The sequence below is a fragment of the Mucilaginibacter sp. P19 genome (genome assembly GCF_050632265.1).
GTDB lineage: Bacteria > Bacteroidota > Bacteroidia > Sphingobacteriales > Sphingobacteriaceae > Mucilaginibacter > Mucilaginibacter gossypii.
On sequence record NZ_CP192586.1, the window covers coordinates 3,116,275 to 3,141,960 of the forward strand.

At 43.9% G+C, this 25,686-nt stretch carries 21 protein-coding genes, 2 pseudogenes and 1 riboswitch; of the genes and pseudogenes, 18 read left to right on the forward strand and 5 right to left on the reverse strand.

The genetic code is table 11. From position 1 onward, the window contains the following. Nucleotides 1–43 precede the first annotated feature (43 nt). Both ACQ86K_RS15210 and ACQ86K_RS15215 read left to right on the forward strand, forming a co-directional pair. Nucleotides 44–2,143 (forward strand): alpha-L-arabinofuranosidase C-terminal domain-containing protein, encoded by a 2,100-nt coding sequence (locus tag ACQ86K_RS15210; protein WP_091164043.1) that lies wholly within the window; start codon nt 44–46, stop codon nt 2,141–2,143. 417 nt (nt 2,144–2,560) lie between these two features. Continuing rightward, nucleotides 2,561–3,223 (forward strand): hypothetical protein, encoded by a 663-nt coding sequence (locus ACQ86K_RS15215; RefSeq protein ID WP_431200670.1) that lies wholly within the window; start codon nt 2,561–2,563, stop codon nt 3,221–3,223. A 135-nt stretch (nt 3,224–3,358) separates the two neighbouring features. Here ACQ86K_RS15215 and ACQ86K_RS15220 read toward each other — a convergent pair whose 3' ends face one another. The 3 genes from ACQ86K_RS15220 to ACQ86K_RS15230 all read right to left on the reverse strand — a co-directional run bounded on the left by ACQ86K_RS15220 (nt 3,359) and on the right by ACQ86K_RS15230 (nt 5,757). Beyond that, on the reverse strand, nt 3,359–4,327 hold the full coding sequence (locus ACQ86K_RS15220; RefSeq protein ID WP_091164037.1) for an STING domain-containing protein: 969 nt from the start codon (nt 4,325–4,327) through the stop codon (nt 3,359–3,361). A gap of 3 nt (nt 4,328–4,330) precedes the next feature. Beyond that, nucleotides 4,331–4,762, reverse strand: coding sequence for a hypothetical protein (locus tag ACQ86K_RS15225; protein WP_091164034.1), 432 nt, complete (start codon nt 4,760–4,762; stop codon nt 4,331–4,333). A 251-nt stretch (nt 4,763–5,013) separates the two neighbouring features. Beyond that, nucleotides 5,014–5,757: a cyclic GMP-AMP synthase DncV-like nucleotidyltransferase gene (locus tag ACQ86K_RS15230; RefSeq protein ID WP_091164029.1), complete on the reverse strand. Its 744-nt coding sequence runs from the start codon at nt 5,755–5,757 to the stop codon at nt 5,014–5,016. 231 nt (nt 5,758–5,988) lie between these two features. Here ACQ86K_RS15230 and ACQ86K_RS15235 point away from each other — a divergent pair, with 231 nt between their 5' ends. The 5 genes from ACQ86K_RS15235 to ACQ86K_RS15255 all read left to right on the forward strand — a co-directional run bounded on the left by ACQ86K_RS15235 (nt 5,989) and on the right by ACQ86K_RS15255 (nt 11,268). Further along, nucleotides 5,989–7,212: an AAA family ATPase gene (locus ACQ86K_RS15235; RefSeq protein WP_431200671.1), complete on the forward strand. Its 1,224-nt coding sequence runs from the start codon at nt 5,989–5,991 to the stop codon at nt 7,210–7,212. A 387-nt stretch (nt 7,213–7,599) separates the two neighbouring features. After that, a complete protein-coding gene (locus ACQ86K_RS15240) occupies nt 7,600–7,791 on the forward strand; it encodes a cold-shock protein (protein WP_090527544.1) in 192 nt (63 codons plus the stop codon). 70 nt (nt 7,792–7,861) lie between these two features. Then, nucleotides 7,862–8,314, forward strand: coding sequence for a cold-shock protein (locus ACQ86K_RS15245; protein ID WP_091164023.1), 453 nt, complete (start codon nt 7,862–7,864; stop codon nt 8,312–8,314). Nucleotides 8,315–8,370: 56 nt separating this feature from the next. After that, nucleotides 8,371–8,697: a hypothetical protein gene (locus ACQ86K_RS15250; RefSeq protein ID WP_091164020.1), complete on the forward strand. Its 327-nt coding sequence runs from the start codon at nt 8,371–8,373 to the stop codon at nt 8,695–8,697. Between the two features lie 165 nt (nt 8,698–8,862). Continuing rightward, nucleotides 8,863–11,268: an outer membrane beta-barrel protein gene (locus ACQ86K_RS15255; RefSeq protein WP_091164018.1), complete on the forward strand. Its 2,406-nt coding sequence runs from the start codon at nt 8,863–8,865 to the stop codon at nt 11,266–11,268. A 266-nt stretch (nt 11,269–11,534) separates the two neighbouring features. On the opposite strand, the gene ACQ86K_RS15260 is transcribed toward ACQ86K_RS15255, so the two are convergent. Next, a complete protein-coding gene (locus tag ACQ86K_RS15260; protein ID WP_091164015.1) occupies nt 11,535–12,464 on the reverse strand; it encodes a DedA family protein/thiosulfate sulfurtransferase GlpE in 930 nt (309 codons plus the stop codon). A 287-nt stretch (nt 12,465–12,751) separates the two neighbouring features. Then, nucleotides 12,752–12,843, forward strand: a riboswitch (TPP riboswitch). A 65-nt stretch (nt 12,844–12,908) separates the two neighbouring features. Here ACQ86K_RS15260 and thiS point away from each other — a divergent pair. From thiS to ACQ86K_RS15305, 9 genes and pseudogenes are all read left to right on the forward strand, one after another. Then, on the forward strand, nt 12,909–13,112 hold the full coding sequence (gene thiS / locus ACQ86K_RS15265) for a sulfur carrier protein ThiS (protein ID WP_090527528.1): 204 nt from the start codon (nt 12,909–12,911) through the stop codon (nt 13,110–13,112). Nucleotides 13,113–13,129: 17 nt separating this feature from the next. Then, nucleotides 13,130–15,013, forward strand: coding sequence for a phosphomethylpyrimidine synthase ThiC (gene thiC, locus ACQ86K_RS15270; RefSeq protein WP_091164013.1), 1,884 nt, complete (start codon nt 13,130–13,132; stop codon nt 15,011–15,013). After that, nucleotides 15,013–15,516: a thiamine phosphate synthase gene (locus tag ACQ86K_RS15275; RefSeq protein WP_431200672.1), complete on the forward strand. Its 504-nt coding sequence runs from the start codon at nt 15,013–15,015 to the stop codon at nt 15,514–15,516. Before thiC ends, ACQ86K_RS15275 begins: the two co-directional genes overlap by 1 nt. A 100-nt stretch (nt 15,517–15,616) precedes the next feature. Beyond that, the gene (locus ACQ86K_RS15280; RefSeq protein ID WP_091164009.1) at nt 15,617–16,261 is read left to right on the forward strand and encodes a thiamine phosphate synthase; all 645 of its coding nucleotides are present in this window, start codon (nt 15,617–15,619) and stop codon (nt 16,259–16,261) included. 10 nt (nt 16,262–16,271) lie between these two features. Continuing rightward, a complete protein-coding gene (locus ACQ86K_RS15285; RefSeq protein ID WP_431200673.1) occupies nt 16,272–17,030 on the forward strand; it encodes a thiazole synthase in 759 nt (252 codons plus the stop codon). Then, nucleotides 17,031–18,142: pseudogene (gene thiH, locus ACQ86K_RS15290) on the forward strand (2-iminoacetate synthase ThiH). A gap of 4 nt (nt 18,143–18,146) precedes the next feature. Beyond that, nucleotides 18,147–19,208: a HesA/MoeB/ThiF family protein gene (moeB, locus tag ACQ86K_RS15295; RefSeq protein ID WP_091164003.1), complete on the forward strand. Its 1,062-nt coding sequence runs from the start codon at nt 18,147–18,149 to the stop codon at nt 19,206–19,208. Nucleotides 19,209–19,217: 9 nt separating this feature from the next. Beyond that, a pseudogene (gene thiD, locus ACQ86K_RS15300) lies at nt 19,218–20,047 on the forward strand (bifunctional hydroxymethylpyrimidine kinase/phosphomethylpyrimidine kinase). A 375-nt stretch (nt 20,048–20,422) separates the two neighbouring features. Next, entirely contained in the window at nt 20,423–20,761 is a 339-nt protein-coding gene (locus tag ACQ86K_RS15305; RefSeq protein ID WP_090527498.1) for a zinc ribbon domain-containing protein YjdM, read from the forward strand. Between the two features lie 36 nt (nt 20,762–20,797). On the opposite strand, the gene ACQ86K_RS15310 is transcribed toward ACQ86K_RS15305, so the two are convergent. Beyond that, entirely contained in the window at nt 20,798–21,706 is a 909-nt protein-coding gene (locus tag ACQ86K_RS15310; RefSeq protein ID WP_090527495.1) for an AraC family transcriptional regulator, read from the reverse strand. 848 nt (nt 21,707–22,554) lie between these two features. Between ACQ86K_RS15310 and ACQ86K_RS15315 the strand changes: the two genes are divergently transcribed. Both ACQ86K_RS15315 and ACQ86K_RS15320 read left to right on the forward strand, forming a co-directional pair. Continuing rightward, nucleotides 22,555–23,046, forward strand: a complete 492-nt coding sequence (locus tag ACQ86K_RS15315) for a carboxypeptidase-like regulatory domain-containing protein (RefSeq protein ID WP_431200674.1) — start codon at nt 22,555–22,557, stop codon at nt 23,044–23,046. Continuing rightward, a complete protein-coding gene (locus tag ACQ86K_RS15320; protein WP_431200864.1) occupies nt 23,046–25,670 on the forward strand; it encodes a SusC/RagA family TonB-linked outer membrane protein in 2,625 nt (874 codons plus the stop codon). Before ACQ86K_RS15315 ends, ACQ86K_RS15320 begins: the two co-directional genes overlap by 1 nt. The last annotated feature ends 16 nt before the right edge of the window (nt 25,671–25,686 follow it).

Genomic DNA, 25,686 nt, shown 5'->3' on the forward strand with positions numbered 1-25,686 from the left:
ATCAGCCCGATCATTATTTCAGAATAATTAAGGAATACCAACAATGACAAAAAAGCTACTATTCTTATCTGCTTTATGTTTAAGTGCATTCAGCGGTTTACAGGCGCAAACCCGCCTCAACCTGGATCTTACCAAAGGGGTGAACGTAAGTCCGAAGCTTTACGGGCTTATGACCGAGGAGATCAATCATTCCTATGACGGAGGTTTATATGCCGAACTGATCCGTAACCGGGTTTTCAAGGATAACCCAAACCAGCCCGAAGGCTGGAGTGTTGTTCAGGATGGCGATAGCAAGGCATCGATACAGCTCATTGGTGCCGATCCGGCTAATGTGCCTTTTGATCAGGGGCGCAATGCTATTAACGCAGCGCTTACCACCTGCCTTAAGCTTACGGTTAGCCAGGCAAATGGTAACCGCACGGGCATTGCCAACAACGGCTTTTGGGGTATTCCGGTTACACCCTCAACTACTTATCGCTGCTCATTTTATATCAAAACCGGAACTGTCAATTTTCCGCGGGGTAACAGGCCTGATGCTGCTCCGCCTGCAACAGCAGTTACAGAAGATGGCCCCGGTATTATCAACATTAGTTTGGAAAGCACCGATGGCAAAACAATTTACGCAAGGGGCACAATCAACCTCGAAAAAAGCACGTACTGGAAAAAGCATGAGTTAACCATCACAACTGCTGCAAATATCAAACCTACTGCCGACGCGCGTTTTGTGATTTCATCTACCCGGACAGGCACTTACTATTTTAACCTCGTTTCCTTATTTCCCCCAACGTATAAAAACAGGCCAAATGGCAATCGCATTGATTTAATGCAGATGATGGCCGATATGAAACCTACCTTTCTACGCTTTCCGGGCGGCAACTTTTTAGAGGGGCCGTACCTGGGTGATGCCTTTCCATGGAAAACAACCTTAGGCCTGCTGGAACAGCGCCCCGGCCATACAGGCAGCTGGGGTTACCGTGCAAGCGACGGCATGGGTTTGCTGGAATTTTTAGAATGGTGTGAAGATTTAAAAATGGAACCGCTTTTAGCAGTTTTTGCCGGTTACTCGTTACGTGGTGACCACATAGATGCGGGGCCTTTATTGGAGCCATATATTAAAGACGCGCTGGATGAAATTGAATATTGTATCGGCGATACCAAAACTTACTGGGGTGCAAAACGGGCTGCCGACGGTCATCCCGCCCCTTTTAAACTCACAGATATAGAGATAGGCAATGAGGACTGGTTCGACAGGTCGCATAGCTACGATGGGCGCTTTAAACAATTTCAGGCTGCTATAAAAGCTAAATATCCCCAGTTACGCTGTATCTCAACCATTGAAAGTTATAAGCCCGACAAGGTAACCAGTGTTAAACCCGAAATGGTTGACGAGCATTATTACCAATCGGCCTGGCAGATGGAAGAAGACGCGGCGAAGTACGATAGCTATGACCGTGCAACCAGCCCTAAAATATTTGTAGGCGAATGGGCCACCCGCGAAGGCGCGCCTACCACTAACCTGAATGCAGCCCTCGGAGATGCTGCCTGGATGACCGGAATGGAACGCAACAGCGACCTGGTAGAGCGGTCATGCTATGCACCATTATTTGTGAACGTAAACCAGGCGGGCAATGGCCAGCCTAAAGCATGGCAATGGGACTCTGATCTGATTGGTTATACAGCCCTTAAAAGTTATGGCTCACCATCTTATTATGTACAAAAGATGTTCGGCAGCTACCTTGGTACCAAGGTGGTGCCAATAACAGCCGAAAATGCCCCCTTACGCAAACCGGCAGTTAAAGACACCGCCGGCATAAGCCATTGGCCGGCAAACGCGCGGCGCCCTAAGGCCGAGCGTCCGGCGTTATTTTTTGTTTGTACCCAGGATGCTAAAAACGTGTATCTGAAGGTGGTAAATACCGACGATATGGCCCGGGAAATCGACATCAGCCTAAAAGGCGGAGATGTGGCTGCAAATGGCACCCTGGTAGTACTAAAGGGCGATAAACCGGAAGATACCAATACAATTGACGAGCCGACGAAAATCGTCCCGGTTACGTCGACCATAACCGGGCTTGGCCGGTCATTCAAACACACCTTTCAGCCTTACTCTGTCAACGTCATCAGGCTGTCGAAGCGCAAATAGGTCATTGAGCTGAAGTTCAATTCAAATATATTATCAAATATGAAAAGCCGGCCTCCCGGCTTTTCGCATTTAATTTAAGTTTTCGGGCGAATGGGCTTGCCCTCTTCACCTGGCCTGAACCAATAGTTAATTTGCCCCCGCGATGCCATAAGGGAGGGTTTATCTTATATATCCATAGCACCAGAGGGGGTTAACAGGGTTAACACATTTCAGAAATATACTTACAAACGCCTGATAATCAATAAAATAAAATTAACCGGGGTTACACTATTTTCTTCATCAACAAGCAATTTACAAATAACACGTTGTTAATCAGTCACATACACAAAACTACAGAGTTAACACGATATATTTGCTAAAAATATTAGCAAATTCATAATAAATTCCCGATCTTTATTTAAAAGATTGCCGAACGTGATGGAACCTGAAAATACCTTATCAAATTTAACGCCTTCAAGAGAGAAGCTCGACCGTGTATTGGGTCTGCAAAAGATCACCTTAACAGATATTGAAGATTTGAACGATGCTGAGCGCAATTACATTGCCGAATTTAGTACCGAAATGCTTCAACGATTAACGGATGAAGAACGGGACAAGTTTATAGATAAAATAGCGGAGATCATGCTGCCATCAACAAATGAGCAGATCTGGGAACATAACCACTTAGTTATTAGCCGGGCAATCGAAAGGCTGATTGCCCAAAATGGCTCCATGCCCCCTAAATTTGTAATAGCCCGGGAGTGCGGCCTGAGCCGGCAAACTGTTGCCAAACACCTTACAGGCTATAAAACACACCCGCAATACCTTGCCGAAATGGAGCAGTTTAAATATATGGTCCCTAAAATACTGGCCAATGTTTGTAAGCTTGCCTGCAACGGCGATGTAAAGGCTGCCCGGCTTTATTTTGAAACGGTGGGCGCTATAAATAAACGCCGGCCCAACACCGTTATCAACGAACAAAACAACTACCTGCAAATAAACAAGACCATATTAAGCCAGGAAAATCTGAAACAGCTGAGCAAGGAGCAGCTGAATCAAATTGAGCTGATTGTTAGTGGGATTGGGGGAAGTGAGTTTTAGGTTTATGCCGGGGGGTGATGTATTGATTGCTTGATCCGGCTGGTGTTTTGTCACTTATATAGTTGAGACAGTCACGAGTACCCACCAAAACATCAAATGTTGCGTACTCCGCCGGTTAGCGAGAATTTAAAGTCATTAAACATCTACAATTTCAATTTTGACTATATCTTTGCATATAGCACTCTTTTTTATAAGATATTCTAATGTCCTTTTAAAATTCCTTATCTCGCGGTATTCCAACACCTGTTCGCGTGTATTCTTTCCTAAGTGTTCTTTAGCGGAATACAAATCGATAGCCATATTCAAAGCATTTAATGTATAAGGTATATCAACTAAGTGCATTTCGCCATGTTCGGCTTTGGAGATATCAACGGAGAAGTCATAATCTCGAATATCATCTTGTGGAGCAACTTGTAATTTCACCCATCCACTTTTCAATCTTTTGCCCGCAACCTTATTAAACATATCGTCACTAAGATCATCGGGTATAAGAATTGTAAATGTCAAAGCCTTGATGAAAAAGACATCTCCATTTTTTAAAGCAAACTCTTTTTTATCTCTCTTATCTTCTAATAAACGTTTGACTGTTTTCTCGACAAAATTTTTGAAGTAACCATAGGCTAAAGCTGTAGAAGGTAAAAAGCCGAGATCAAATGTATCCTCTTTCGATTTGATATGCTCTCGAATACTTTCAGCGCAGTTATCGACGGAAGCAATAAAATCAACATCTCCTTGACTCGATAAAAAAGGAAATGTTACCCCTAACAAATCTGTCGGGATCTTCGACCCTTTTTCAAGGATATATATAGCTCGTGATGCGCCCAAGCCGCCAGTAAATAATCCAAATTCAAATAAAACGTTATCTCTTGCGCCTTTGCTACTTTTCTTTCGTGAAACGATGGTATCGTCCGCAGTTGCAATAATCACGGCATAATCATATAATGCAATTTTAGAGGTTAAATTTGAGAAATTGCTTTTTACATTATCAAAAGCATTTGTCCATATCGTGATTTCTACCAAATCATTTAAACGTTCTTTTAACGCCTCAGCTATGTATAGCCCTTCCTTTGAAGAACCAATAAAAACATGTGGTTTGAAGTCCATAAATTATATTTTTTTGTGATCAACGTAAGGATGTAGCCATTTACCTTTTAGCAGATAAAGCTCGTAATAAAGATACCATTCATGTGTCCAAGGTATGATTGTATTATACAAATTAGACAAGCTGGTAAAGCTGTAATCTTTAGGATAATATAAACACAAGCTGTGATCACTACTGTACATATGAATATCATTATTATAGATAATTCGGGGCTCGCAGGTGAATACTTTTGGTCTCAAACCAGGCGTAAATCTTAATTTATACCGATAAATTGCTGAATACTCGCTTGGTTGACAAAAGCCTACTGCAAACAATGTATTGCCACGAATAGCCACATTCAAAAAATCATATGCTTTTTCAAGTAAATATTTTTCGTTAAATAATACCTTGATTGGGTTGATACCTTTAAAGGGTAAATACAATTTCTTAGCCCCCATAATTTCTGTGTGCTAAGTGTGCAACTCCTGTTGTAGAATTAATGTTCCCGCTCCTTCCTAAATAAGCCCCAGAGGTAACGATCCCAGCCGAAGCTAAAAGTGCAGATTGACGTTTCTCATCTTCCTTACTCAGGCCTTCTGGAAATCTATCGCCTAAATACTTACGCCATACTTTTGACGCCTCAAACTGATCTTCTTCGTCGACGGCTTTCTGTGCATCATCGCAAAACAATGTCAACTCTTCTAAAAAATTATCTTTTACTAAGTTTAGCAGTTAAATCATCGAACGGTTCGACTGGAGCATAACAACTAACTGAAAATTGTATTGCAGACTTAATGCCCTTTAATAAATTTAAAAAGCATTTATCATCACGCCCGTCTTCTATTGAAAAGTGTCTCGCTGCCCAAACTGCTAATGCAATCCCACTTGGCATTTTTCCTTGTGATTTACGTTTAGATGTCCAACCTTTTAAATACTTTATCATTCTTATAAATTGGCCGTCAGCATCTTTAAATTGAGTCAACCAAGTAATCATGTGCCATGGATCGTCTTTGAGCCAATCTTCTCCTTTTACCGCCATGTAAGCATAATCCTCGCCTTCAACCTCATAGTATGCAGGAAAATCAATATTGTATTCACATTGAAACAGCACACGGACACATTTTTTACGATGTTGTGCACCATCTTTCGTATGGTCTTTAACTGCATCATATATATAGCCTTGAACAGTCTCACCACTTACATTAGGTTTGCCGGGTAAATAAACACCCCTGTCAGAATCAAACGTACTATCTTCCTTAATTATAATAGTTTTGAATTTAGGTGCATCAGAGCCTTGTGTAAAAAAGGTAGGGTACACGCCAAGTTTATCGTAAAGCTTGTTAGATATTTTAGTCTCCAAAGATTTACGAGAGGTTTTCATTTTCTGACGCTGAATACTTGTCGGAGTGATAACTTTGTTGTAATCCAAAAATAAGTTGTTACAATCTGCCATAATTTTCAACTTTAAAAAAACGTTCTAATAATCAATTAATACCCAAAGCTAATTATAACATTTTTGTGATTTTGTGAAATTTTCACAAAATATACATTTAATTATCCACAATTAAACATATATATTTGATTCGAGTGAGAAATCACCGATAATGTGTTAATAACTAATACCATGCTTATTGAATTTTCAGTCGAAAATTACCTTTCTTTCAAAAACAACACCCGGTTCCGAATGGATGCCGGTACCATAAAAGAAAATCCGGGTAACATTTTTTACCCAATTTTTATGCGTGATTTAAAGCTTGTTAAATGTGGAATTGTCTATGGTGCCAACGCAACCGGAAAAAGCAATTTATTGAAAGCCTTTCAGTTCATGCAACAGTTCGTCTTAACTTCTTCCAAAGAAAGTTTGGCAAATCAAGAAATAGATACACAACCGTTTCGTTTAACCAAGAGTCGGCTTTCATACCCAAGTTCATTTGAAGTTATTTTTGTACTTAAAGAAATAAGATATAGATACGGTTTCATAATAAGCCGTAAAGAGATTCATCATGAATGGCTTTACATGACAGACAAACGAAAAGAGGAAGAGCTTTTTAAAAGACACGCCAACACCCTTAACGTGGATAAACGATTACTAAATGAACCAAAAAATAAAATCGATGTATTAAGGGAACTGGTTAGGTCAAACGCTCTGTTTATTTCGGTTTTGGCGCAATTCAACGTATCCATTGGCTTGAGTATATCGCAATGGTTTTCGAATTCTTTAGTGTTGTTTGACGGGGATAATGAACGATTGATTAACCACACGGGCAATCTCTTAAAGAACCCCGTTTATCGTGAACGCATACATGATATTATTTTAAAATCTGATTTGAATTTTTTAGGGATAGAGGCCGCAATAAAGGAAAAGGCATCAAAAATGGGAGTGTCTGAAAGTTTTGTTAACTTCATGTTTACGGCTGACGAGAGCTTTCATCTCAAGACTTCTCACAAAGTTTTTGACGATCAAAATAAACACACCGATACTACATTATTTGACCTGGTTAAAGATGAATCCCTGGGGACTCAAAAATATATTGCTTTGTTAGGGGTTATTCTTGAAGCACTTATTGAAAGGAAAATACTCTGGATTGACGAATTAGATTCGCGTTTTCACGAACATTTGCTTAAAATGATTATTGGCTTATTTAATTCTAATAATAACAATCCAAATGGAGCCCAGTTAATATGTACCTGTCACAACACCTCTCTATTAAAGAAGTTTATACGCCGTGATCAAATGGTATTTGCCGAACGTGATGAAACAGGCGCAACCAGTATTAGTAGTTTGTATTTTAAAGACCCATCTGTTAGAAACGATGCGTCATTTGATAAAGACTATACCAGCGGTAAATATGGTGCCATCCCTAAATTAGATCAATTAAATTTATTCAATTCATTAGATTCTGAATGATTCGTAGCCTCAAGAGCAGAAAGCCTACTTAACTTCATAAAGGGACAACGGAACTGCCCTGCCATAAAGCGAAGCCCCCGCTGCGGCAAGCGTACGCTTGTGGCCCGTGTTCAGGTAAATAAAGTTTTATTTAAACCAATTTTCTGGGTTGAGGAGATCACAACACAAGATGCAGAGCAAAACGATCAGCATGCTGGCTACGCACACCATTTATAAAAATGCACACCAAGGTTTTTTTAAAAACTAAAGATACTTCAAAAACACCCTTTAACCGGAGCTCCGGGCACTTTTTCGCATCGACCAATTAAATAAATGTTAAATAATTTTACGAAAAGTAAAATACATCAATAATTATAGTTATATTGCACACTTATTAATAACAATATAATGCAACAAGGAACAGTAAAATTTTTTAATGAAGCCAAAGGTTTCGGATTTATCACACCTAATAATGGTGGCAGCGAAATCTTCGTTCATTCAACAGGTCTGATTGACAATGTTCGTGAGAACAGCGCCGTTAGTTATGACGTTGAAGAAGGCCGTAAAGGTCCGAATGCAGTAAATGTAAAAATAGCTTAATCACTATATCATCATTTTAAAAGCATCCTCCCACCCGGGGGATGCTTTTTTGTTACACTTAATCAAAAACATGGGTAGATCCACCGAAACATTTAACAAGAAAGAGCGCGAAAAGAAAAAGCTCAAAAAACAACAGGACAAAAAAGAAAAGGCCGAAGATCGTAAAGCCAACGCTGTTAAAGGACAGGGCTTTGAAGATATGCTGGCTTATGTTGACGCAAACGGCAACATTACCTCCGTGCCCCAGGACCCCGGTAATCGGAAAAAGGTATTGGCGCAGGACATCCTCATTGGTACGCCAAAACAGGAGGAAGTTGAAGTAGAAATTGTAAGAAAAGGCACAGTAACATTCTTTAATGAATCTAAAGGGTTCGGTTTCATCAAAGATCTGCAAACCCAGGAAAGCATTTTTGTTCATGTCAACGCGGCTTCTTTTGCCATCAAAGAAAATGACAAAGTTACCTTTGAAATAGAACAGGGGCAAAAAGGGCCTACCGCTGTCAAAGTCGCTAAAGCGAACTAAGCCGTAATTAACCACTGCAACAACAAATGAGGTATATACTCATACAATAAATAGCAATGACCGACAAACAAACAGCACACTACAAAGCCAGCGAATATATTTATGACCTGGGAAATACCGCTCTGGAAAATGGTTTTAAACCCAATGAACATTGGGAGGTACAAATGGCTACCGCCGCTGAGAAAAAAGCTTTTGAGAAACAGTACTATCCTACAGTAGCGACAAGCGTACTGCCCGAACTGTTAAAAGCGACTTTTGCCCTGGTAAAAACGCAATTGAACCAGGTGATGAAGGCACAAACAGTGATACCGTCAGATCGTTTCGCCCCCGAGCCGGTGTACGAATACCTGGTTGCCTTTAATTTAAACCGCGTAAGGCGTTAACACTGATAGTTTCCCAAACTGGCGCGGGTATGCAGGGCTGGGTTGAGACGCGGCATACTCGTGAGTTTCAAAGTAAAAAAGTGATTTTCACCCATATTTTCGCACCTTAAATTGCAAACATCTACCTCAGCCTGATTATCTTACGGGATTATTTGAATTGACTGAATGACCCGTACACTTTTACTCTTTCTACTGGCCCTGTTACCCCTGGGCGGCTTTGCGCAGCAGTTTACGCTGATAGTTGTTAAAGAAAATGCCCAGCCCGCCGATGGCGCCACCATTAAACTGATCCAGGCTAATAAGCAGGTCAGTATGATCGTAACTAACGCCCGCGGCCAGGCCAGGTTTCAGAACATTACGCAGGGAGCATTCAGCTTCTCGGTAACTTATATGGGTTATCAGCCCCGAACCACCCGCAGCTATACCATTGCGGAGAATATCAAGCAGGATACCATCCGCATACAAGCCCTGAGTACTGTACTAAAAGAGGTGAACATCACCGCCAAAACGCCGCCGGTAGAAGTGAAGCAGGGAAAGGTGATCGTAAACGTTGATGCCTCGGTAACCAATGTGGGCGCCACGGTACTGGAGGTATTGGAGAAATCGCCGGGGGTAATGGTCGACCGTAATGGCGGCATTTCTTTACAAGGCAAGCCCGGGGTGCTGGTGATGATAGACGGCAAACCAACCTACCTCTCCGGCGCCGACCTCAACAACCTGCTCAGCAGCATGAGCTCCACCCAGGTAGCGCAGATTGAACTGATTGCCAATCCTACGGCCAGGTATGATGCCAGCGGCAATGCGGGGATCATCAACATTAAAACCAAAAAGAACCGGCAAAAGGGTTTCAACGGGTCCGTTACGGTCACGGCGGCGCAGGGTGTTTACTTCAAAACCAATAACACGCTCACGCTCAATTACCGCGCCGGGCGGGTCAGCACTTTCTTTAATTACAATATCAGCCGGCAGAAGTATCTTACCAACCTGTACGCGCTGCGTAAATACACCGGCGCCGACGGAGCGACCACCGCAACGCTGGACCAGCCATCACACTTCACCGGCACACTGCTGAACAATACGGCCAAAGCGGGGTTGGACTATGAAGTTTCGCCTAAAACAACGGTTGGCATTGTGCTTGGCGGAACCATGATCCACCGCGAGGGTAACAATACGGCTTCGGCGCGCTGGCTCAACTCCAGTGGCGCGGCAGATTCGGTCATCGCTACCGATAACGCCAACAACAGCCGGTTTAAAAACGGCCAGGTGAGCCTGAGCCTCCGCCATGCCATCAGCAAAACCCAGGACATCAGCGCTGATGCCGACTGGCTGCACTACAACATTACCAGCGATCAGAATTTTAACAACCGCCTGCAAACCACCGGCGGTTATAACGAGTCTACACGCGCCAACATCCCCACCGGCATCAACATACTCTCGGGCAAAGCCGACTATACGCTTAAAACCGACAGCGATGGCCAATTTCAGGCGGGCTGGAAATCGGCACACAGCAGTACCGATAATTCTGCCGGTTATCAAAACCTCAATGCGGGCCAATGGACTGACGACCTGACCCGCAGTAACCATTTCCTTTATAGTGAGAATATCCACGCCATATACACGCAATGGGAACGCAAGCATAAGGACATTTCCTACCAGTTAGGTTTGCGTTATGAGCATACCGATTATCACGCCCATCAACTGGGTAATGTGCTGCAAAAAGATTCGGCCTTTTCGCGCAACTACGGCAGCTTTTTTCCCAGCGGCTATTTCAGTTACCAGGCTGATACTGCCAATAGCTTTACTTTAACAGTAAGCCGCCGCATTGATCGCCCGGTTTACCAAACGCTTAATCCCTTCTATTTTATCATTAACAAGTACACCTATCAAACCGGCAACCCCTACATTTTGCCGCAATACAGCTGGAACCTGGAGCTGAGCCATCAATACAAAAACCTGCTCACCACCACCCTATCTTACAATAATATCAACAACTACTTTTCGCAGATCTTTTTGAGCGACCCTACCCTTGCGGGCATCTTGCTGTATACACAGGGCAACGTGGGGCGCACGTATATCATCGGCGTATCCGAAGCTGTCACGGCCTCCCCCACCAACTGGTGGACGCTAACCGCACAGGCACTGTACAATTACAAAAAGCTGAGCGGCTTTAACGGCAATCATTACACCTCAGATATTAACCAGCTTAACCTCAACGCCAGCAACCAGTTTACCATGGGCAAACGTTTTACAGGCGAGCTATCGGGCTTTTACACCACCCGCGCCCGCAACGATGTGCAGGAACGGCTATACCCTACCGGGCAACTATCGGCAGGGCTGGGCATGTCGGTACTTAAAAAGAAGGCCACCCTGAAGTTGAGCATGCGCGATATATTCTATACCAACGCCATGGAAGGCTTAACGCAGTTCCCTAACGCCACCGAGTATTTTAAGATTAAGCGTGATAGCCGCGTGGTGGTGCTTGCGTTCACCTATCGTTTCGGCAAAACCTTCAAAACGGCCAAGCGCGACAATGGTGCCACCGATGAAATGCAGCGTGTATGGAACGGGTAAAAACCCCACCCAAACCCTCCCCGGAAGGGAGGGCTTAAAAAAATTTAGATCAAAAAAGTCTCCCCTTCCGGGGGAGATTTAGGGAGGGCTTATTGCTTTAATCTTGCGCTCGTTTGCAACAAGCGCTGATATTGCTTTTATGTAGAGACGCATCACATGCGTCTCCTATAGGCCAGGCTGCTTTGCAGTTCATGAACATCAGGAATCTGTATGCGGAAGACGCATGTAATGCGTCTCTACATTAAACAGTTGATTTTGAAAAGGCTTTAAAGAAATGTAACCTGCTGGCCTGATTCGGCCCATGCATCAATCCCTCCTACTAAAGGCCGGATGCGCTTCAGGCCAACTTTACGCAATTTCTCTGCATATCTTGCAGCGGTTATTTCATTTGGGCACGAACAGTAAATAACAATCTCCTTATGCCCGGCATATCGGTCGGCAATATCATTAAAACTGTTTTCGTCTATGGGGACTGAGCCCGGTATAAATCCATTTCTTGTGCGCTGATCCATCGGACGCGCATCAAGTATTACAGGGTTCGATTCTCCGTCAATCAGCTCTATCAAATCGTTCACGGTTAACCTATCCGTTTCAAACTGCCTGATAAGGCGATACCGCCGAAGCCATTTGAACAAAAGGTATAAACCGAACAGAACGACGACAAATAAACCGCCCATCGTGCCATAATGACTTAATGCGGAGATCAAACCATCAACCTGGTGCCGAAAAACTGCACCCAACGTCACTGCCGCGCCGAGATAGATAAGTGCTGCGATGGATGAAAAAAACACAAATAATGTCACCCGCATTGCATAAACCCCGGCAACAACAGGTGCCAGTGTTGACAACCCCGGAATAAATTTAACAATAGTCAAAGCAGGGGCGCCGTAGCGTTCAAAAATATCGCCGGTGCTGCGAACACAGGTATCCGGTGACATAGAAATTTTACATAATTTCCCGAGGATTCCCGTTCCATATCTCTTCCCGGCAAAATATAATATGAGGTCGCCTGCTAAGGTACCCAGTGATCCGGTTAAAATGAGTATGATGATATTAGCTTCGGTTGCAGGTGTTACAGCGGTAGTTACAATCAATACTGCAAATGCAGGCAACGGTAATCCAACACTCTGTAAAAGAGTGATCAAAAATACCAGCCAGAGCCCATAGGTTTGTACTAAATCAACTAATGTGTTCATACTTCAGTTGCAGCTAAGATAAGACACTTATTTTTATTGACCGGCCCGATTTTGCCGATTAACAATTATTTGACATCAGGTTGAGAGTAGTTTATTATTTTATGGATTTTGGGTTAAGCTGACGATAATTTGCCTGGTGCTTTCAAATTATTTTCGCCAGTATTAACACAATTCAATCACTTGATCTTCAATACACTTACACGTTAAAACAAACTACCGTAAGTAGTAAGCAGACAGTCTTAACATAAAATTGATTTGGATTAATCAATTTTATTCCGTTAGCTTTACTGCAACTTTAGGGGTGTCCTGACGGACTGAGATAATACCCTTTGAACCTGATCCGGGTAATGCTGGCGAAGGGAAAAGTGACGACGACACTATTGGTGTTGTTTTTTCTTTCCTAATACGGGGACATTCCTACAGTTGAAATTTTAATGCAACGTAATGGAAGTAACCGTTAATCAACAAAATTTTATTGTGCCTGATAACTGCAATGTGCGGGCTTTGCTCGCTGATGTCTTGCAGCACCCCGACCGGGGGCTGGCCATTGCCATCAACGAAGCTATTGTTCCCAAAACCCAATGGGAAAACCACAAGCTCAATCGGGGCGATAAAATCATCATTATTAAAGCCACCCAGGGAGGATAAACACCCAATAGCCTTTTATGAAAACAGAAAAAACACCTACAGCACAAGCCATCACGCAAACACCGTTTCCGGCGTCGCGTAAGATTTACGTTAAAGGACAATTGCACGACATTGACGTGGCCATGCGCGAAATAAGCCTGAACGACACCAAACTACATGGCCGTTTTGGCGAAACCGAGCCCAACGCCCCGGTAACTGTTTACGATACCAGCGGCCCTTATACCGATCCAAACATAGCCATCGATGTTAAAAAAGGTTTACCCCGCCTGCGCGAAAAATGGATCACTTCGCGTGGTGATGTCGAGCTGCTGGATAGTATATCATCAGCATATGGCCGCGAACGTTTAAACAGTAAAGAGCTTGATCATTTACGTTTTGGCTACCAAAGTAAACCTTTCCGCGCCAAAGCAGGCATGAATGTATCGCAACTGCATTACGCCAAAAAGGGCATTATCACGCCTGAAATGGAATATATTGCCATACGCGAAAACCAACGCATCGATCTGCTGAAACAACAGTTGAACGGGCAATACGATGTAATGAGCCAACAGCATCAGGGCCATAGCTTTGGTGCCAACACACCTAAAGGTTACATTACGCCCGAATTTGTACGACAAGAGGTAGCCGCCGGTCGGGCTGTTATCCCATCAAATATCAATCACCCCGAAAGTGAACCGATGATCATTGGCCGTAATTTTTTGGTTAAGATCAATGCCAACATCGGCAACTCGGCAGTTACCTCGAGTATTGAAGAAGAAGTAGAAAAAGCCGTTTGGGCATGCCGCTGGGGCGCCGATACCATTATGGACCTGTCGACCGGTAAAAACATTCACGAAACCCGCGAATGGATCATCCGCAACACACCTGTACCTATAGGTACTGTGCCTATTTACCAGACGCTGGAAAAAGTGAACGGCAAAGCCGAAGACCTTACCTGGGAACTGTTTCGGGATACGCTGATAGAACAGGCAGAGCAGGGTGTTGATTATTTCACTATCCATGCGGGCGTGTTATTGCGCTATGTGCCTTTAACGGCCAAACGTATTACCGGCATTGTATCGCGCGGTGGTTCAATCATGGCCAAATGGTGCCTGGCCCATCATAAAGAGAATTTCCTTTACACGCACTTTGAAGAGATCTGCGAGATCATGAAAGCGTATGATGTCGCCTTTTCGCTGGGCGATGGCTTGCGCCCCGGCTGTATTGCCGATGCCAACGACGCCGCGCAGTTTGGCGAGCTGGAAACCCTGGGCGAACTGACTAAAATAGCCTGGAAGCACGATGTGCAAACCATTATTGAAGGCCCCGGCCACGTACCCATGCACCTCATCAAAGAGAACATGGAGAAGCAATTAAAGCATTGTTCTGAAGCGCCTTTTTACACTTTAGGGCCATTAACTACCGATATCGCTCCGGGTTATGATCACATTACTTCGGCCATTGGCGCTGCCATGATCGGTTGGTTCGGCACGGCTATGCTGTGCTATGTAACCCCTAAAGAACACCTGGGTTTACCCAATAAAAAAGATGTTAAAGATGGCGTGATCACGTACAAAATTGCTGCCCACGCTGCCGATTTAGCCAAAGGTCATCCCGGTGCGCAGTATCGCGACAATGCGCTGAGCAAAGCGCGGTTCGAATTCAGGTGGGAAGATCAGTTTAACCTGTCGTTAGATCCGGATACGGCTAAAGAATTTCATGATGAAACCCTGCCTGCCGAAGGAGCCAAGATCGCGCACTTTTGCTCGATGTGCGGGCCAAACTTCTGCTCGATGAAAATAACCCAGGATGTGCGCGACTTTGCCAAAGAGAATGGTGTTGAAGAAGCCGACGCGCTAACCAGGGGCATGGAACAAAAATCGAAGGAGTTTGCCGAAAAAGGCAGCGAAATATACTTGTAATGGAATTGATCGTGATATCGGCCCCGGATACTGTGACGGATGAAGCACAAATAATCAACCGCTTGTTCGGGGCCGGTTTACAGCGTTTCCACCTGCGCAAACCAGATTGGGATCTCGATCAATGTACCAATCTGATTACTCAGATTGACCAGGCCTATCATCATGCTATAGTTTGTCATCAGCATCATAGGCTGGCCAAAGTTTTTGAGATGCACTATTTACATTATCCCGAAAAGAATCGTATCAAAAGCGACCAGCTGAAGTTAAACATTCAGCTTAAAGAGGGCTACCGGTTGAGTACTTCGATACATGATGTCAGCGCCACATCTTCACTAAATCATTTTGAATACGCGTTTTTAAGCCCGGTGTTTAATAGCATATCCAAGCCAGGTTATCAAAGCATGCTGCCTGCCGGTTTTTGTTTAGACAGTAATAAGCCCGGACCAAAAGTAATAGCGCTTGGCGGCGTGGATGCATCCAATCTAAACCTGCTAAAAAAATGAATTTTGACGGGGCAGCAGTTTTGGGTGCTATCTGGCAAGATCCCAAGCAGGCTGTTTCCAATTTTATAAGCATTAAAAAACAAACCGAACAATTAAATCCATGATTGATAAACTGCATTATATCTCTCAACAGCCGCAAAACGGCACACATGCCGGCGCTATCAAAGCCGCTTTGGATGCCGGTTGTAAATGGGTACAGCTAAGGGTTAAAGATCAACCGGAAGATATCATTCTGCAATATGCCATCGAGGCCGTTAAACTTTGTGACGGGTACGGCGCCAGATTAATAGTGAACGACCATCCTGAAATTGCAAAAAAGGCGGGTGCCCATGGGCTGCACCTGGGTTTACAGGATATGCCCATACAACAGGCCCGTCAGATTGTTGGCCCTGATATGATCATAGGTGGTACGGCCAATACATTTGCGCATGTAAAACAGCGCGTTGCCGAGGGTGCCGACTATATCGGCCTTGGCCCCTACCGTTTTACAACTACCAAACAAAAGCTGAGCCCTATTTTGGGGATGGACGGTTATCGGGATATTATGGATCAGATGCGTCTTGTAAATATGAGTATCCCGGTAATTGCTATCGGCGGCATTTTGCCGGCCGATATACCGCTGATCATACAAAGCGGCATATATGGTGTTGCGCTGTCCGGCGCCATCACCCACGCCACTAACGCCAGGCAAGTGGTTTCGGAATTATACCATCATTTAAATCAACCTTCGTTTAACGAAGCTTAAAATCAACACTATGTTAACCATCGCTGATAAAACATTTCAGTCGCGCTTATTTACAGGCACCGGCAAATTTAACTCGCCTGCCATGATGGAGGAGGCTTTGCTGGCCTCAGGCTCTGAACTGGTAACCGTAGCCCTGAAGCGTGTTGATGTAAAAAACAACGACAATGACGATCTGTTGCTGCGTTTAAAATATCCGCATATTAACCTGCTGCCTAATACCTCGGGTGTGCGGAATGCTAAGGAGGCTGTGTTTGCCGCCCAGCTTGCCCGCGAGGCGCTGGAAACCAACTGGATAAAATTGGAGATCCATCCCGATCCTAAATACCTGATGCCCGACCCTATAGAAACCCTAAAAGCTACCGAAGAACTGGCGAAACTGGGTTTTATAGTATTGCCCTATATCCATGCCGACCCCGTATTATGTAAAAGGCTTGAAGAAGCCGGTACTGCGGCCGTGATGCCTTTAGGATCGCCGATAGGTAGTAATAAGGGGCTTAAAACCATCGATTTTTTAGAGATCATCATCAGCCAAAGTAGCGTACCCGTTATTGTTGATGCGGGTATAGGTGCTCCGTCTGATGCAGCCAAAGCGCTTGAAATAGGTGCCGAAGCCGTACTGGTAAATACAGCCATAGCGGTAGCAAGCAATCCTGTACAAATGGCCGAAGCATTTAAACTGGCCGTTGAAGCCGGCCGGATGGCTTTTGAAGCAAAACTGGCACAACCGGTATCACATGCTATGGCAAGTAGTCCACTAACTTCTTTTTAGATGAGTAGTTTTAACGACATTTTTGAAACCTATAACTGGGATGATACCAAGGCCAGTATCTACGCTAAAACCAGCGCGGATGTTGAACGCGCCCTGGCCGCCGATAAACGAACTTTGGAGGATTTTAAGGCCCTGGTATCGCCGGCTGCAGCCCCCTACCTGGAGCAAATGGCGCAGATCAGTCAGCGCCTGACCCTGAAACGTTTTGGTAAGGTGCTACAGATGTATGTACCGCTTTATCTATCCAACGAATGCAGTAATATCTGTACTTATTGCGGCTTTAGTTACGATAACAAGGTAAAACGCAAAACGCTTTCGCCAATGGAAATTATGCAGGAAGTGGCCGTTATTAAAGAGATGGGCTACGAGCATGTTTTACTGGTAACCGGCGAGGACAACGTGAATGTGCATGTTGATTATTTTAAAAAAGCGCTCGAATTGATCAGGCCTCATTTTGCCCATATCTCGATGGAGGTGCAACCGATGGACCTGGAAGACTATCAGCAGCTAACGCCTTATGGCCTTAACACCGTGCTGGTATACCAGGAAACTTATCATAAAGAGGATTACAAAAAGCACCACCCCAAAGGCAAAAAATCAAACTTTAAATACCGGGTGGAAACGCCCGACAGGTTGGGCCAGGCCGGGATCCATAAAATGGGACTGGGCGTTTTAATTGGTTTGGAAGACTGGCGCACTGATTGTTTTTTCACCGCGATGCACCTTAATTACCTCGAAAAAAATACTGGCAAACTAAATACAGCCTTTCGTTCCCGAGGTTGAGACCTTTTAGCGGCGGCCTCGAGCCAAAGGTGGAAATGAATGACCGCGAACTGGTACAACTGATCTGCGCTTATCGTTTGTTTAACGAAGAGGTTGAACTTTCGATATCTACACGCGAATCGGCTAACTTTCGTAATAATATCATCAAGTTGGGTATTACCTCTATAAGCGCCGGTTCAAAAACCAATCCGGGCGGGTACGCGGTAGAGCCTGAGTCGCTGGAGCAGTTCGAAATTTCCGACGAGCGCAGTCCTGCGGAAATTGCAGAGATCATTGCTCAACAGGGTTACGAGGCGGTTTGGAAAGATTGGGATAACTGTTTAACCTAAGGATATGCTGGAACGTGAAGAACTGAAAAGATACAACCGGCAAATGATATTGCCCGAGCTGGGCCTGCACGGACAAGAAAAACTAAAAGCAGCCCGGGTGTTGATGATAGGTGCCGGCGGCTTAGGTTGCCCGGTTTTGCAATACCTGGTTGCAGCCGGTGTGGGCACCATTGGTATTGTGGATGATGACATGGTTGATATCAGCAACCTGCACCGGCAAATATTATATGCTCCCGCTGATATTGACCAGCCAAAGGCTTTGATAGCCAAACAAAAACTAAACCAGCTTAACCCCTTTGTGGAGGTGATAGCTTATACCGAAAGGATTATTGCTGCCAATGCGCAACAACTGATAAGCAATTTTGATGTGGTGATAGATGGCTCTGATAACTTCACCACCCGCTACCTGGTGAATGATACTTGTACGGCGCTCAACAAACCGTTGGTATTTGGATCGATATTTAAATTTGAGGGACAGGTATCGGTGTTTAATCATCAGGGCGGCCCCGGCTATCGTGACCTATTTCCAGAAGCGCCACCAGAAAATGAAGTACCCAACTGTGCCGAAATTGGTGTTATTGGTGTGTTACCCGGTATAATAGGTACTTATATGGCCAACGAAGCCATTAAGTTGATTTGCGGTATTGGGGAGCTATTATCTGGCAAACTATTAACCCTGAATGCGCTTGACAACAGCGTCAGTGTTTTCAAAATTTCTGCCGCAACACCTTCACTCCCGGTTAGCACATCTCAGCCGGTTGAGAGTGATAGGGTTGCCAATGAAATCGACTCCGACACCTTCAAAAAATGGCACACGGAAACACCCGACGAAATTTACCTGGTTGATGTGCGTGAAACCTATGAATTTGACGATGAAAATATAGGAGGAATAAATATCCCGCTTTATGATTTGCAAGAACACGCTAATATTTTTCCAAGCGGTAAAAAGCTGGTATTTATTTGCCAAACCGGCCAACGCAGTAAAATAGCTGCTCAGCAAACCAGGTCTTTGTCGGGGATAGCGGCCTTCAGTTTAAAAGGGGGCATTAACGCTTTTAATTTTTAAAACGTGATTATGCAGTATTATCAGTATTGTTCGGTATTAACCATCGCCGGCTCCGATAGCGGCGGCGGTGCGGGCATTCAGGCAGACCTGAAGACCTTTGCCGCCCTGGGTTGTTACGGCACCTCAGCTATTACTGCCATTACCGCGCAAAATACCCTTGGCATATCAGACATTCACGTTGTGCCGCCGGCAATGGTACAAAATCAGATCAGCGCAGTAATGAGCGATATCCGGCCTTTGGCAGTGAAGATCGGGATGCTGCCAAATGCGGAAACTGTGCAGGCGGTAGCCGATGTTTTAAAAAACACGAACCGCTACCCATCATCCTCGACCCAGTTATCAGCTCAAGCAGCGGAAAACAACTGGCAGATAACGAAGCATTGCTTGCAATGAAGGAGCTACTTTTTCCAATGGTAACCCTGCTCACGCCAAACCTGAATGAAACAACTCAACTAACGGGCAAACATGCCGGCAATGTTGATGATATGATAAACGCGGCAGAAGCATTGTTAGATTTAGGTAGCCAGGCCGTTCTTGTAAAAGGCGGCCACTTAGATGGGCTTGAACTCTACAACCTATATGCTGATCGGCAAGGTGTAAGAAAAACTTTCGCTTACCCTTTTATAAACTCCTTAAACACACACGGAACAGGTTGCACACTGGCTTCAGCTATCGCAGCTTATATAGCACGAGGGCAATCCATAACCGAAGCCATTGCTTCGGCCGGGGTTTACGTTAACATAGCCATCAAAGAAGGGCAGAATGTAAAAACCGGCGAGGGATCCGGGCCTCTGAATCATTTTTTTAAGCCGCGTAAGTTGGCGAAGCTCGATTTCTGAAGGCGTATATATCAGATTGTTAAAGAATCGGCAATGGTCCGTAATTAAAAACTGCACTTTGCCTCCACGGTATTTCTAATTTTCATCAGCACGGGCTATTTACATCCCATTAGCTCAACCGATTTAAGAACCACATAAAAAGCATTGCTCCGTTTATGTGGTTGTTTCTGTTTCAGGATATACCTTTTCAATTCAGAAAGCTTTTATGGAGCATTAAAAATGAATTAGGTTTAATCTCCAAAAAACAGGTAGTAATAAAGTGTAATGGTACATTCCTTATTTCAATTGTTTTGCCTGAAAAAATGTATACTACATGGCCGAATGCAAATCTTTTAAAATTTTATCTTTGCCGATGAAAATCAAATACTACAAAAGATGAGTGAACTTGCCCCCTGCCCAATATGTAAATCTCCCTATGCTTATGAAATGGATAACCTGCTCATATGTCCGGAATGCGGCCACGAATGGAACCCGCAAGATAATCCTGTAAGTTCAGATCTGTTTGTGGTGAAGGATAGCAATGGAAATATTCTCCAGAACGGAGATACTGTTGTTACCATAAAGAACCTGCCGGTACGTGGTTCCTCTCAAAGTATAAAAGCCGGGACCAAGGTTAAAAACATCCGTTTGGTTGACAGCGATCATAACATCGATTGTAAAATTGATGGGTTTGGCGCTATGGCATTAAAATCAGAGTTTGTTAAGAAAGCATAATTTTTTAAACATTTAGCTCAAAGCGGGTAAACGTACTTATTTAATGGAAGGAGATCGGCTTTTACGGTATTCTTTGGGACCGTATCCCATAGTTCTGTTAAACAATCTTGAAAAATAAAGAGGGTCATCAATGCCAATGCGAAAAGCTATTTCACGTATCCTCAATTCCGTGAACTGCAAGTACTGACAGGCTTTTTGTATTTTAAGATGATTAAAATAATCAATAGGAGAAAATCCTGTGGTTTTCTTAAATAATGCAGAATAATGACTCACCGATAGGTTTACCGAGGCCGCGAGCTCAGCTAAACTTAGGGTCTTATCCAGATTCTTCTGCATGAATAAAATAGATCTGTCCTGCGGCTGGGAGTGTGTGTTTAAATTCGTTTTATAATATTTGTCCCTAAACAAAAAGGAACTTAAATACTGCAGCAGCAGTAAATTGACGTAAGTAAGATTTTCTGTACTGTAACCCTGTTCTAAAAATACGTAAAGCTTGTCAAAAAGGGCGATCCGATCACCGTCAAATTCGATGCTGTACCGGAAACTCTGGTCCCTTACATAAATTTGCTCTGTTATAGCATCCGCTTGCGGGCCTTTGAAGTGGCACCAGTAAATTGTCCAGGGGCTGGTTTCATTTGTTTCATAAAAATGCTTAACACCATGAGGAATAACAAAAAAGTCGCCGGGCTTGATCTCATAAGTATGAGTGCCTATCTTAACCATCCCTTTTCCGTCAACGCAATAAATCAGGATATTTTGCCCCGCACCTGTATATCGCTCCCTGCGATGGAATTTTGCCTTGGGATAGTATCCAATATCCGTTATAAATGCTCCTTGTATAGCCGCATTTCCCTCACAAAACCGCTGTAATATAGTTTTGGGTATCACGATCGCTCGCTGACCTTCAAAACCATCTTTTTTGTAACTTGCTGAATATGTATTCATTTGATTTATTTAAATCCTATCGCGGGTTACGCATGTTTGCGAATGCAGACATGCTGTGTTAAAAGGCGAATAGATACTGTTTTGCCACAGCCGTTATCAATGCCGGATACTGACATTAAAAGTAAAATTTCTGAACGGCTGAATTTCATAAATCCATTAAATTATTATCTTTTAAAATACTGCCCTACCCCATTTTTTAGGATATGGACAGGATTTGATATTCATTGATTTCAATCTGTAATTGTTAGTCGGTCAACATTGATATTCACAAAAATATTTAATAACAGGGCATTCTATATAGATGAAAAAATTAAAAACATGGACTATATAACTATCGCCGGACCGCTAAAACACTTTACGTTCATTGCGAAAATAAGGTCAGGCTTTTATAAGAAACAAGCTTGATGAGTACCTCTGGTTCGGCTATTTATGGCAAACTTTTGTGCTTTTTATCAAACAGGACCAACCGAAATCATTTAACATTTGTTTCATTCCCTTCAATTTTCTCCTTCCTATAATTTAATGCGCCACTACGCATTCATTTTAATCAGCAATGTCACATTCGAAAGGCTCTGACATACCCTATAATTAAATAGTAAAATTATCCATATAGAACAACCAACCTCATGAATGCCCGCCTTCCGTTTTTTTAACTAAAAGAATAAAATAACACCATATGGCTCCAAATGGCAGAAAAAAGACATAGGTTTTTATTATCCAATAAGCAGCAAAACGGCTAAATACAATAACAATCAGAATATTATCCATGTATTACATCATATCGTCTATACTCAACGATCCGATTGCCATTAGATTTGTCATCCTTAATAACCCAAAATAACCCAATTATGAGAACAAAATTTACACTAACATTAGTGTTATTGTTACCACTTTGCAGCCTGGTTTTCGCCCAAACCAAAGCCGTAAAAGGACGTGTAACAGATAACACGCATCAAACGCTTATTGGCGTAAGCATTTTGCTTAAGGGCACAAAAACCGGTTCTGTAACCGACGCAGCGGGTCAGTTCCAGATCAGAGCAAGCAAAGGTGACATACTGGTATTCTCTTACCTTGGTTTCCAAGCCAAAGAGGTTCCGGTGGATGACCGAGAAACTTATGAGGTAACACTTAACCCTGCCGACAATCAGCTTAATGAGGCTGTGGTAATTGGATACCAAACCATTACCCGCAAAAGCGTAACTACAGCGGTGTCTTCTGTCGGGACTAAAGACATTGCCCCAACCACCACCAGTAATGTTGCAGATGCTATTCAAGGTAAAGTCCCCGGCCTGCAGGTATTTCAGGGGGCGGCAATCCTGGCGCGCAACCGAAGCTGCTGATCAGGGGCTTCTCCACAATCACAGGGTCCAGCGATCCGCTCATTGTTGTTGACGGCGTGATCACCTCATTCGGCGGCCTTAATGACATCAACCCGTCAGATATTGATAAGATCGACGTGCTGAAAGATGCGGCAGCTACTGCTATTTATGGTTCCCGTGGCGGAGCCGGTGTTTTGTTGGTTACCACAAAAAGAGGGAAAGAGAAAACGCAGATCAATTTTAATGGAACTTCGGGCATGAATTATTGGGTAAACCCGAAACTTGCACAGACAGACGAGTTTGTAAGCCATTACCGCCAGATCTATGCCAATAACAACCAGACCCTTCCGGCCAATGGAGCGGTGACAGGTGTTAATACTGATTGGTGGAATGAGGCAACCAAAAAAGCTTACACACATAACTATAATGTCAGCGCATCCGGATCAAAAAACGGGCTCACCTTTTATGGAAGCGCCGGGTATTTTGATCAAACCAGCAACTTTGCCGCACAGCGTGGTACTGCTGACTATCAAAAAATCACCACCAGGTTTAACATCGATTACGAAATTTCAAAAGTATTCAAATTTGGTGTCAGCCTTGCACCGCGGATGGAGCGATATGGTGACGGTGGTGGTACCAGCCTGTTCAACATCATGTCTATTGCACCCAACGTAGCAGCAACCAGGTCTGCTGCCGAGACGCAAACGGCTGTTAACGCCTATGCAGCAACCAATCCCAGCTGGAGCTTCACTGCCTATAACCCGGTTTACAGCCAGTTTACGCGTTCCAATTTTAATAATATCAATAATCCCCTGGCTGCCATGGCCCGTGATTTTAACCAATCACGATTATTCGGCACACAGGGTTCCTCCTATCTTGAAATCAAACCAATTAAAGGCCTGACGTTGAGAAGCAGTATTTCCGGCTTTTATAACTCGATAAACCAGACTAATTACCAACCTAAATACTACATCGATCCGCAAGATCGCAGTGATATATCAGGCGCATCCCAAAACTCGGTGATCAACTACCGCTGGCAATTGGATAATACGATCAATTACATTGGTAGTATCAACAAGCATCATTACAATGTTTTGATAGGCCAGTCTGCCGATAACTATACATATAATAACACTTACGTGTACCGCCAGGATGTTCCTTATGATGCGGAGCCTTATCACTACATTTCTGCCGGCGCAACGCTTGCCGACGGATCCGGCTCTCATCAACCCGGCGCGGGCCCCTTCGGTAAAATGAGCTCTTACTTTGCCCGCGTATCTTATGATTTTAATGAAACCTATTTCATTGCCGGCTCTTTCCGGGCAGATGGTTCATCGATGTTATCACCCGCCAACCGCTGGGGTTATTTTCCAACCGTTTCGGGTGCTTATGTGATTTCAAACGAGTCATTTATGAAGAACATCAAATGGCTGAACTACCTCAAATTGCGCGGATCATTTGGCCGTGTGGGAGGCAATTTACCAGGCTCGCCAGGCGCATACGAAAGTACTCTGGGCTTATCAGATTATATCAATGGCGCAAACAGCCGGGTTTATGGCTATGTTCCCTCTAATGTACCAGACCCAAATATCAAATGGGAAACAACACAGGACGTGACCATCGGCTTTGATGCGGACTTCTTCAATAATAAATTATCCATAACTGCTGATAAATACTGGCGCTCGCCTAAAGATATGTTGCTTTACCTCCCGGTACAACCCTCGCTGGGCTATCCGCAGGGATATATCCCAACAGTTTATACTAACGTGGGTACCATGCGTACCAGCGGTTGGGAAGCAGCCATCAATTATAAAGACAAAATCGGTGATGTTTCTTTCGGTATCGGTCTTACAGTACAGCATTTCATTTCCAAAGCGGTTGACTTGAAGGGACAGATCCTGTATGACGAAATATCCAACGACGTGTTTCAGTCTACCCGGAGGACCAAAACCGCCGCCGGTGATATTTTAGGCGGCTATTACGGTTATAAGGTACTCGGTGTTTTCCAAACAGCCCAGGACGTACAGAATTATAAAAGCCCTAACGGCGCTGTATTGCAACCTAATGCAAGGCCCGGCGATTTTATGTACGCGAACGTTAACGGCGATAATACCATTGACTTAAATGACCGGACGTCGATCGGAAATCCATATCCTAAATTATCATCGGGCTTAAACCTTCAGGCTTCTTACCATGGTTTTGATTTCCGTATGGAATTTTATGGGTCCTTTGGCAATAAGGTAGCTGATGATTACCTGGTAAGGATGAACCCCATCTACGGGTATAACTTCATCAGCGGTAAAGAAAATAAATTTTGGACCGGTCCGGGCAGCACAAACAGTTATCCTGTGCTGAGTTTGAGTGATCCAAACGGCAATTTCTCTAAAAACTCCAGTTTCTTTATCAAAAATGGCACCTATGTACGCAATAAGTTATTGCAACTGGGTTACACCGTGCCTGAAAAAGCCTTGGGCGGCCGGGCCAAGGTCCGGATTTACGTATCTGCTCAAAACCTCTTCACCATTACGAAATATGACGGATTAAACCCTGAAGTACCATTTGCGGGTGTACTGAGGTATGGCATTGACAACGGACAGAACCCGATCCCCAAATTCTTCAATATCGGATTTAACGCGAATTTTTAAGACTTAGCAGTAAACA

Bases quoted from the DNA above. Each gene is read 5' to 3' on its own strand.
- ACQ86K_RS15275 (WP_431200672.1), top strand. From the start codon at position 15,013: ATGGAATTGATCGTGATATCGGCCCCGGATACTGTGACGGATGAAGCA.
- ACQ86K_RS15280 (WP_091164009.1), top strand. From the start codon at position 15,617: ATGATTGATAAACTGCATTATATCTCTCAACAGCCGCAAAACGGCACA.
- ACQ86K_RS15245 (WP_091164023.1), top strand. From the start codon at position 7,862: ATGGGTAGATCCACCGAAACATTTAACAAGAAAGAGCGCGAAAAGAAA.
- ACQ86K_RS15235 (WP_431200671.1), top strand. From the start codon at position 5,989: ATGGATGCCGGTACCATAAAAGAAAATCCGGGTAACATTTTTTACCCA.
- ACQ86K_RS15215 (WP_431200670.1), top strand. From the start codon at position 2,561: ATGGAACCTGAAAATACCTTATCAAATTTAACGCCTTCAAGAGAGAAG.
- moeB (WP_091164003.1), top strand. From the start codon at position 18,147: ATGCTGGAACGTGAAGAACTGAAAAGATACAACCGGCAAATGATATTG.
- ACQ86K_RS15310 (WP_090527495.1), bottom strand. From the start codon at position 21,706: ATGAATACATATTCAGCAAGTTACAAAAAAGATGGTTTTGAAGGTCAG.
- thiC (WP_091164013.1), top strand. From the start codon at position 13,130: ATGAAAACAGAAAAAACACCTACAGCACAAGCCATCACGCAAACACCG.
- ACQ86K_RS15220 (WP_091164037.1), bottom strand. From the start codon at position 4,327: ATGGACTTCAAACCACATGTTTTTATTGGTTCTTCAAAGGAAGGGCTA.
- ACQ86K_RS15210 (WP_091164043.1), top strand. From the start codon at position 44: ATGACAAAAAAGCTACTATTCTTATCTGCTTTATGTTTAAGTGCATTC.
- ACQ86K_RS15225 (WP_091164034.1), bottom strand. From the start codon at position 4,762: ATGGGGGCTAAGAAATTGTATTTACCCTTTAAAGGTATCAACCCAATC.
- ACQ86K_RS15230 (WP_091164029.1), bottom strand. From the start codon at position 5,757: ATGGCAGATTGTAACAACTTATTTTTGGATTACAACAAAGTTATCACT.
- thiS (WP_090527528.1), top strand. From the start codon at position 12,909: ATGGAAGTAACCGTTAATCAACAAAATTTTATTGTGCCTGATAACTGC.
- ACQ86K_RS15315 (WP_431200674.1), top strand. From the start codon at position 22,555: ATGAGAACAAAATTTACACTAACATTAGTGTTATTGTTACCACTTTGC.
- ACQ86K_RS15285 (WP_431200673.1), top strand. From the start codon at position 16,272: ATGTTAACCATCGCTGATAAAACATTTCAGTCGCGCTTATTTACAGGC.
- ACQ86K_RS15240 (WP_090527544.1), top strand. From the start codon at position 7,600: ATGCAACAAGGAACAGTAAAATTTTTTAATGAAGCCAAAGGTTTCGGA.
- ACQ86K_RS15250 (WP_091164020.1), top strand. From the start codon at position 8,371: ATGACCGACAAACAAACAGCACACTACAAAGCCAGCGAATATATTTAT.
- ACQ86K_RS15260 (WP_091164015.1), bottom strand. From the start codon at position 12,464: ATGAACACATTAGTTGATTTAGTACAAACCTATGGGCTCTGGCTGGTA.
- ACQ86K_RS15255 (WP_091164018.1), top strand. From the start codon at position 8,863: ATGACCCGTACACTTTTACTCTTTCTACTGGCCCTGTTACCCCTGGGC.
- ACQ86K_RS15305 (WP_090527498.1), top strand. From the start codon at position 20,423: ATGAGTGAACTTGCCCCCTGCCCAATATGTAAATCTCCCTATGCTTAT.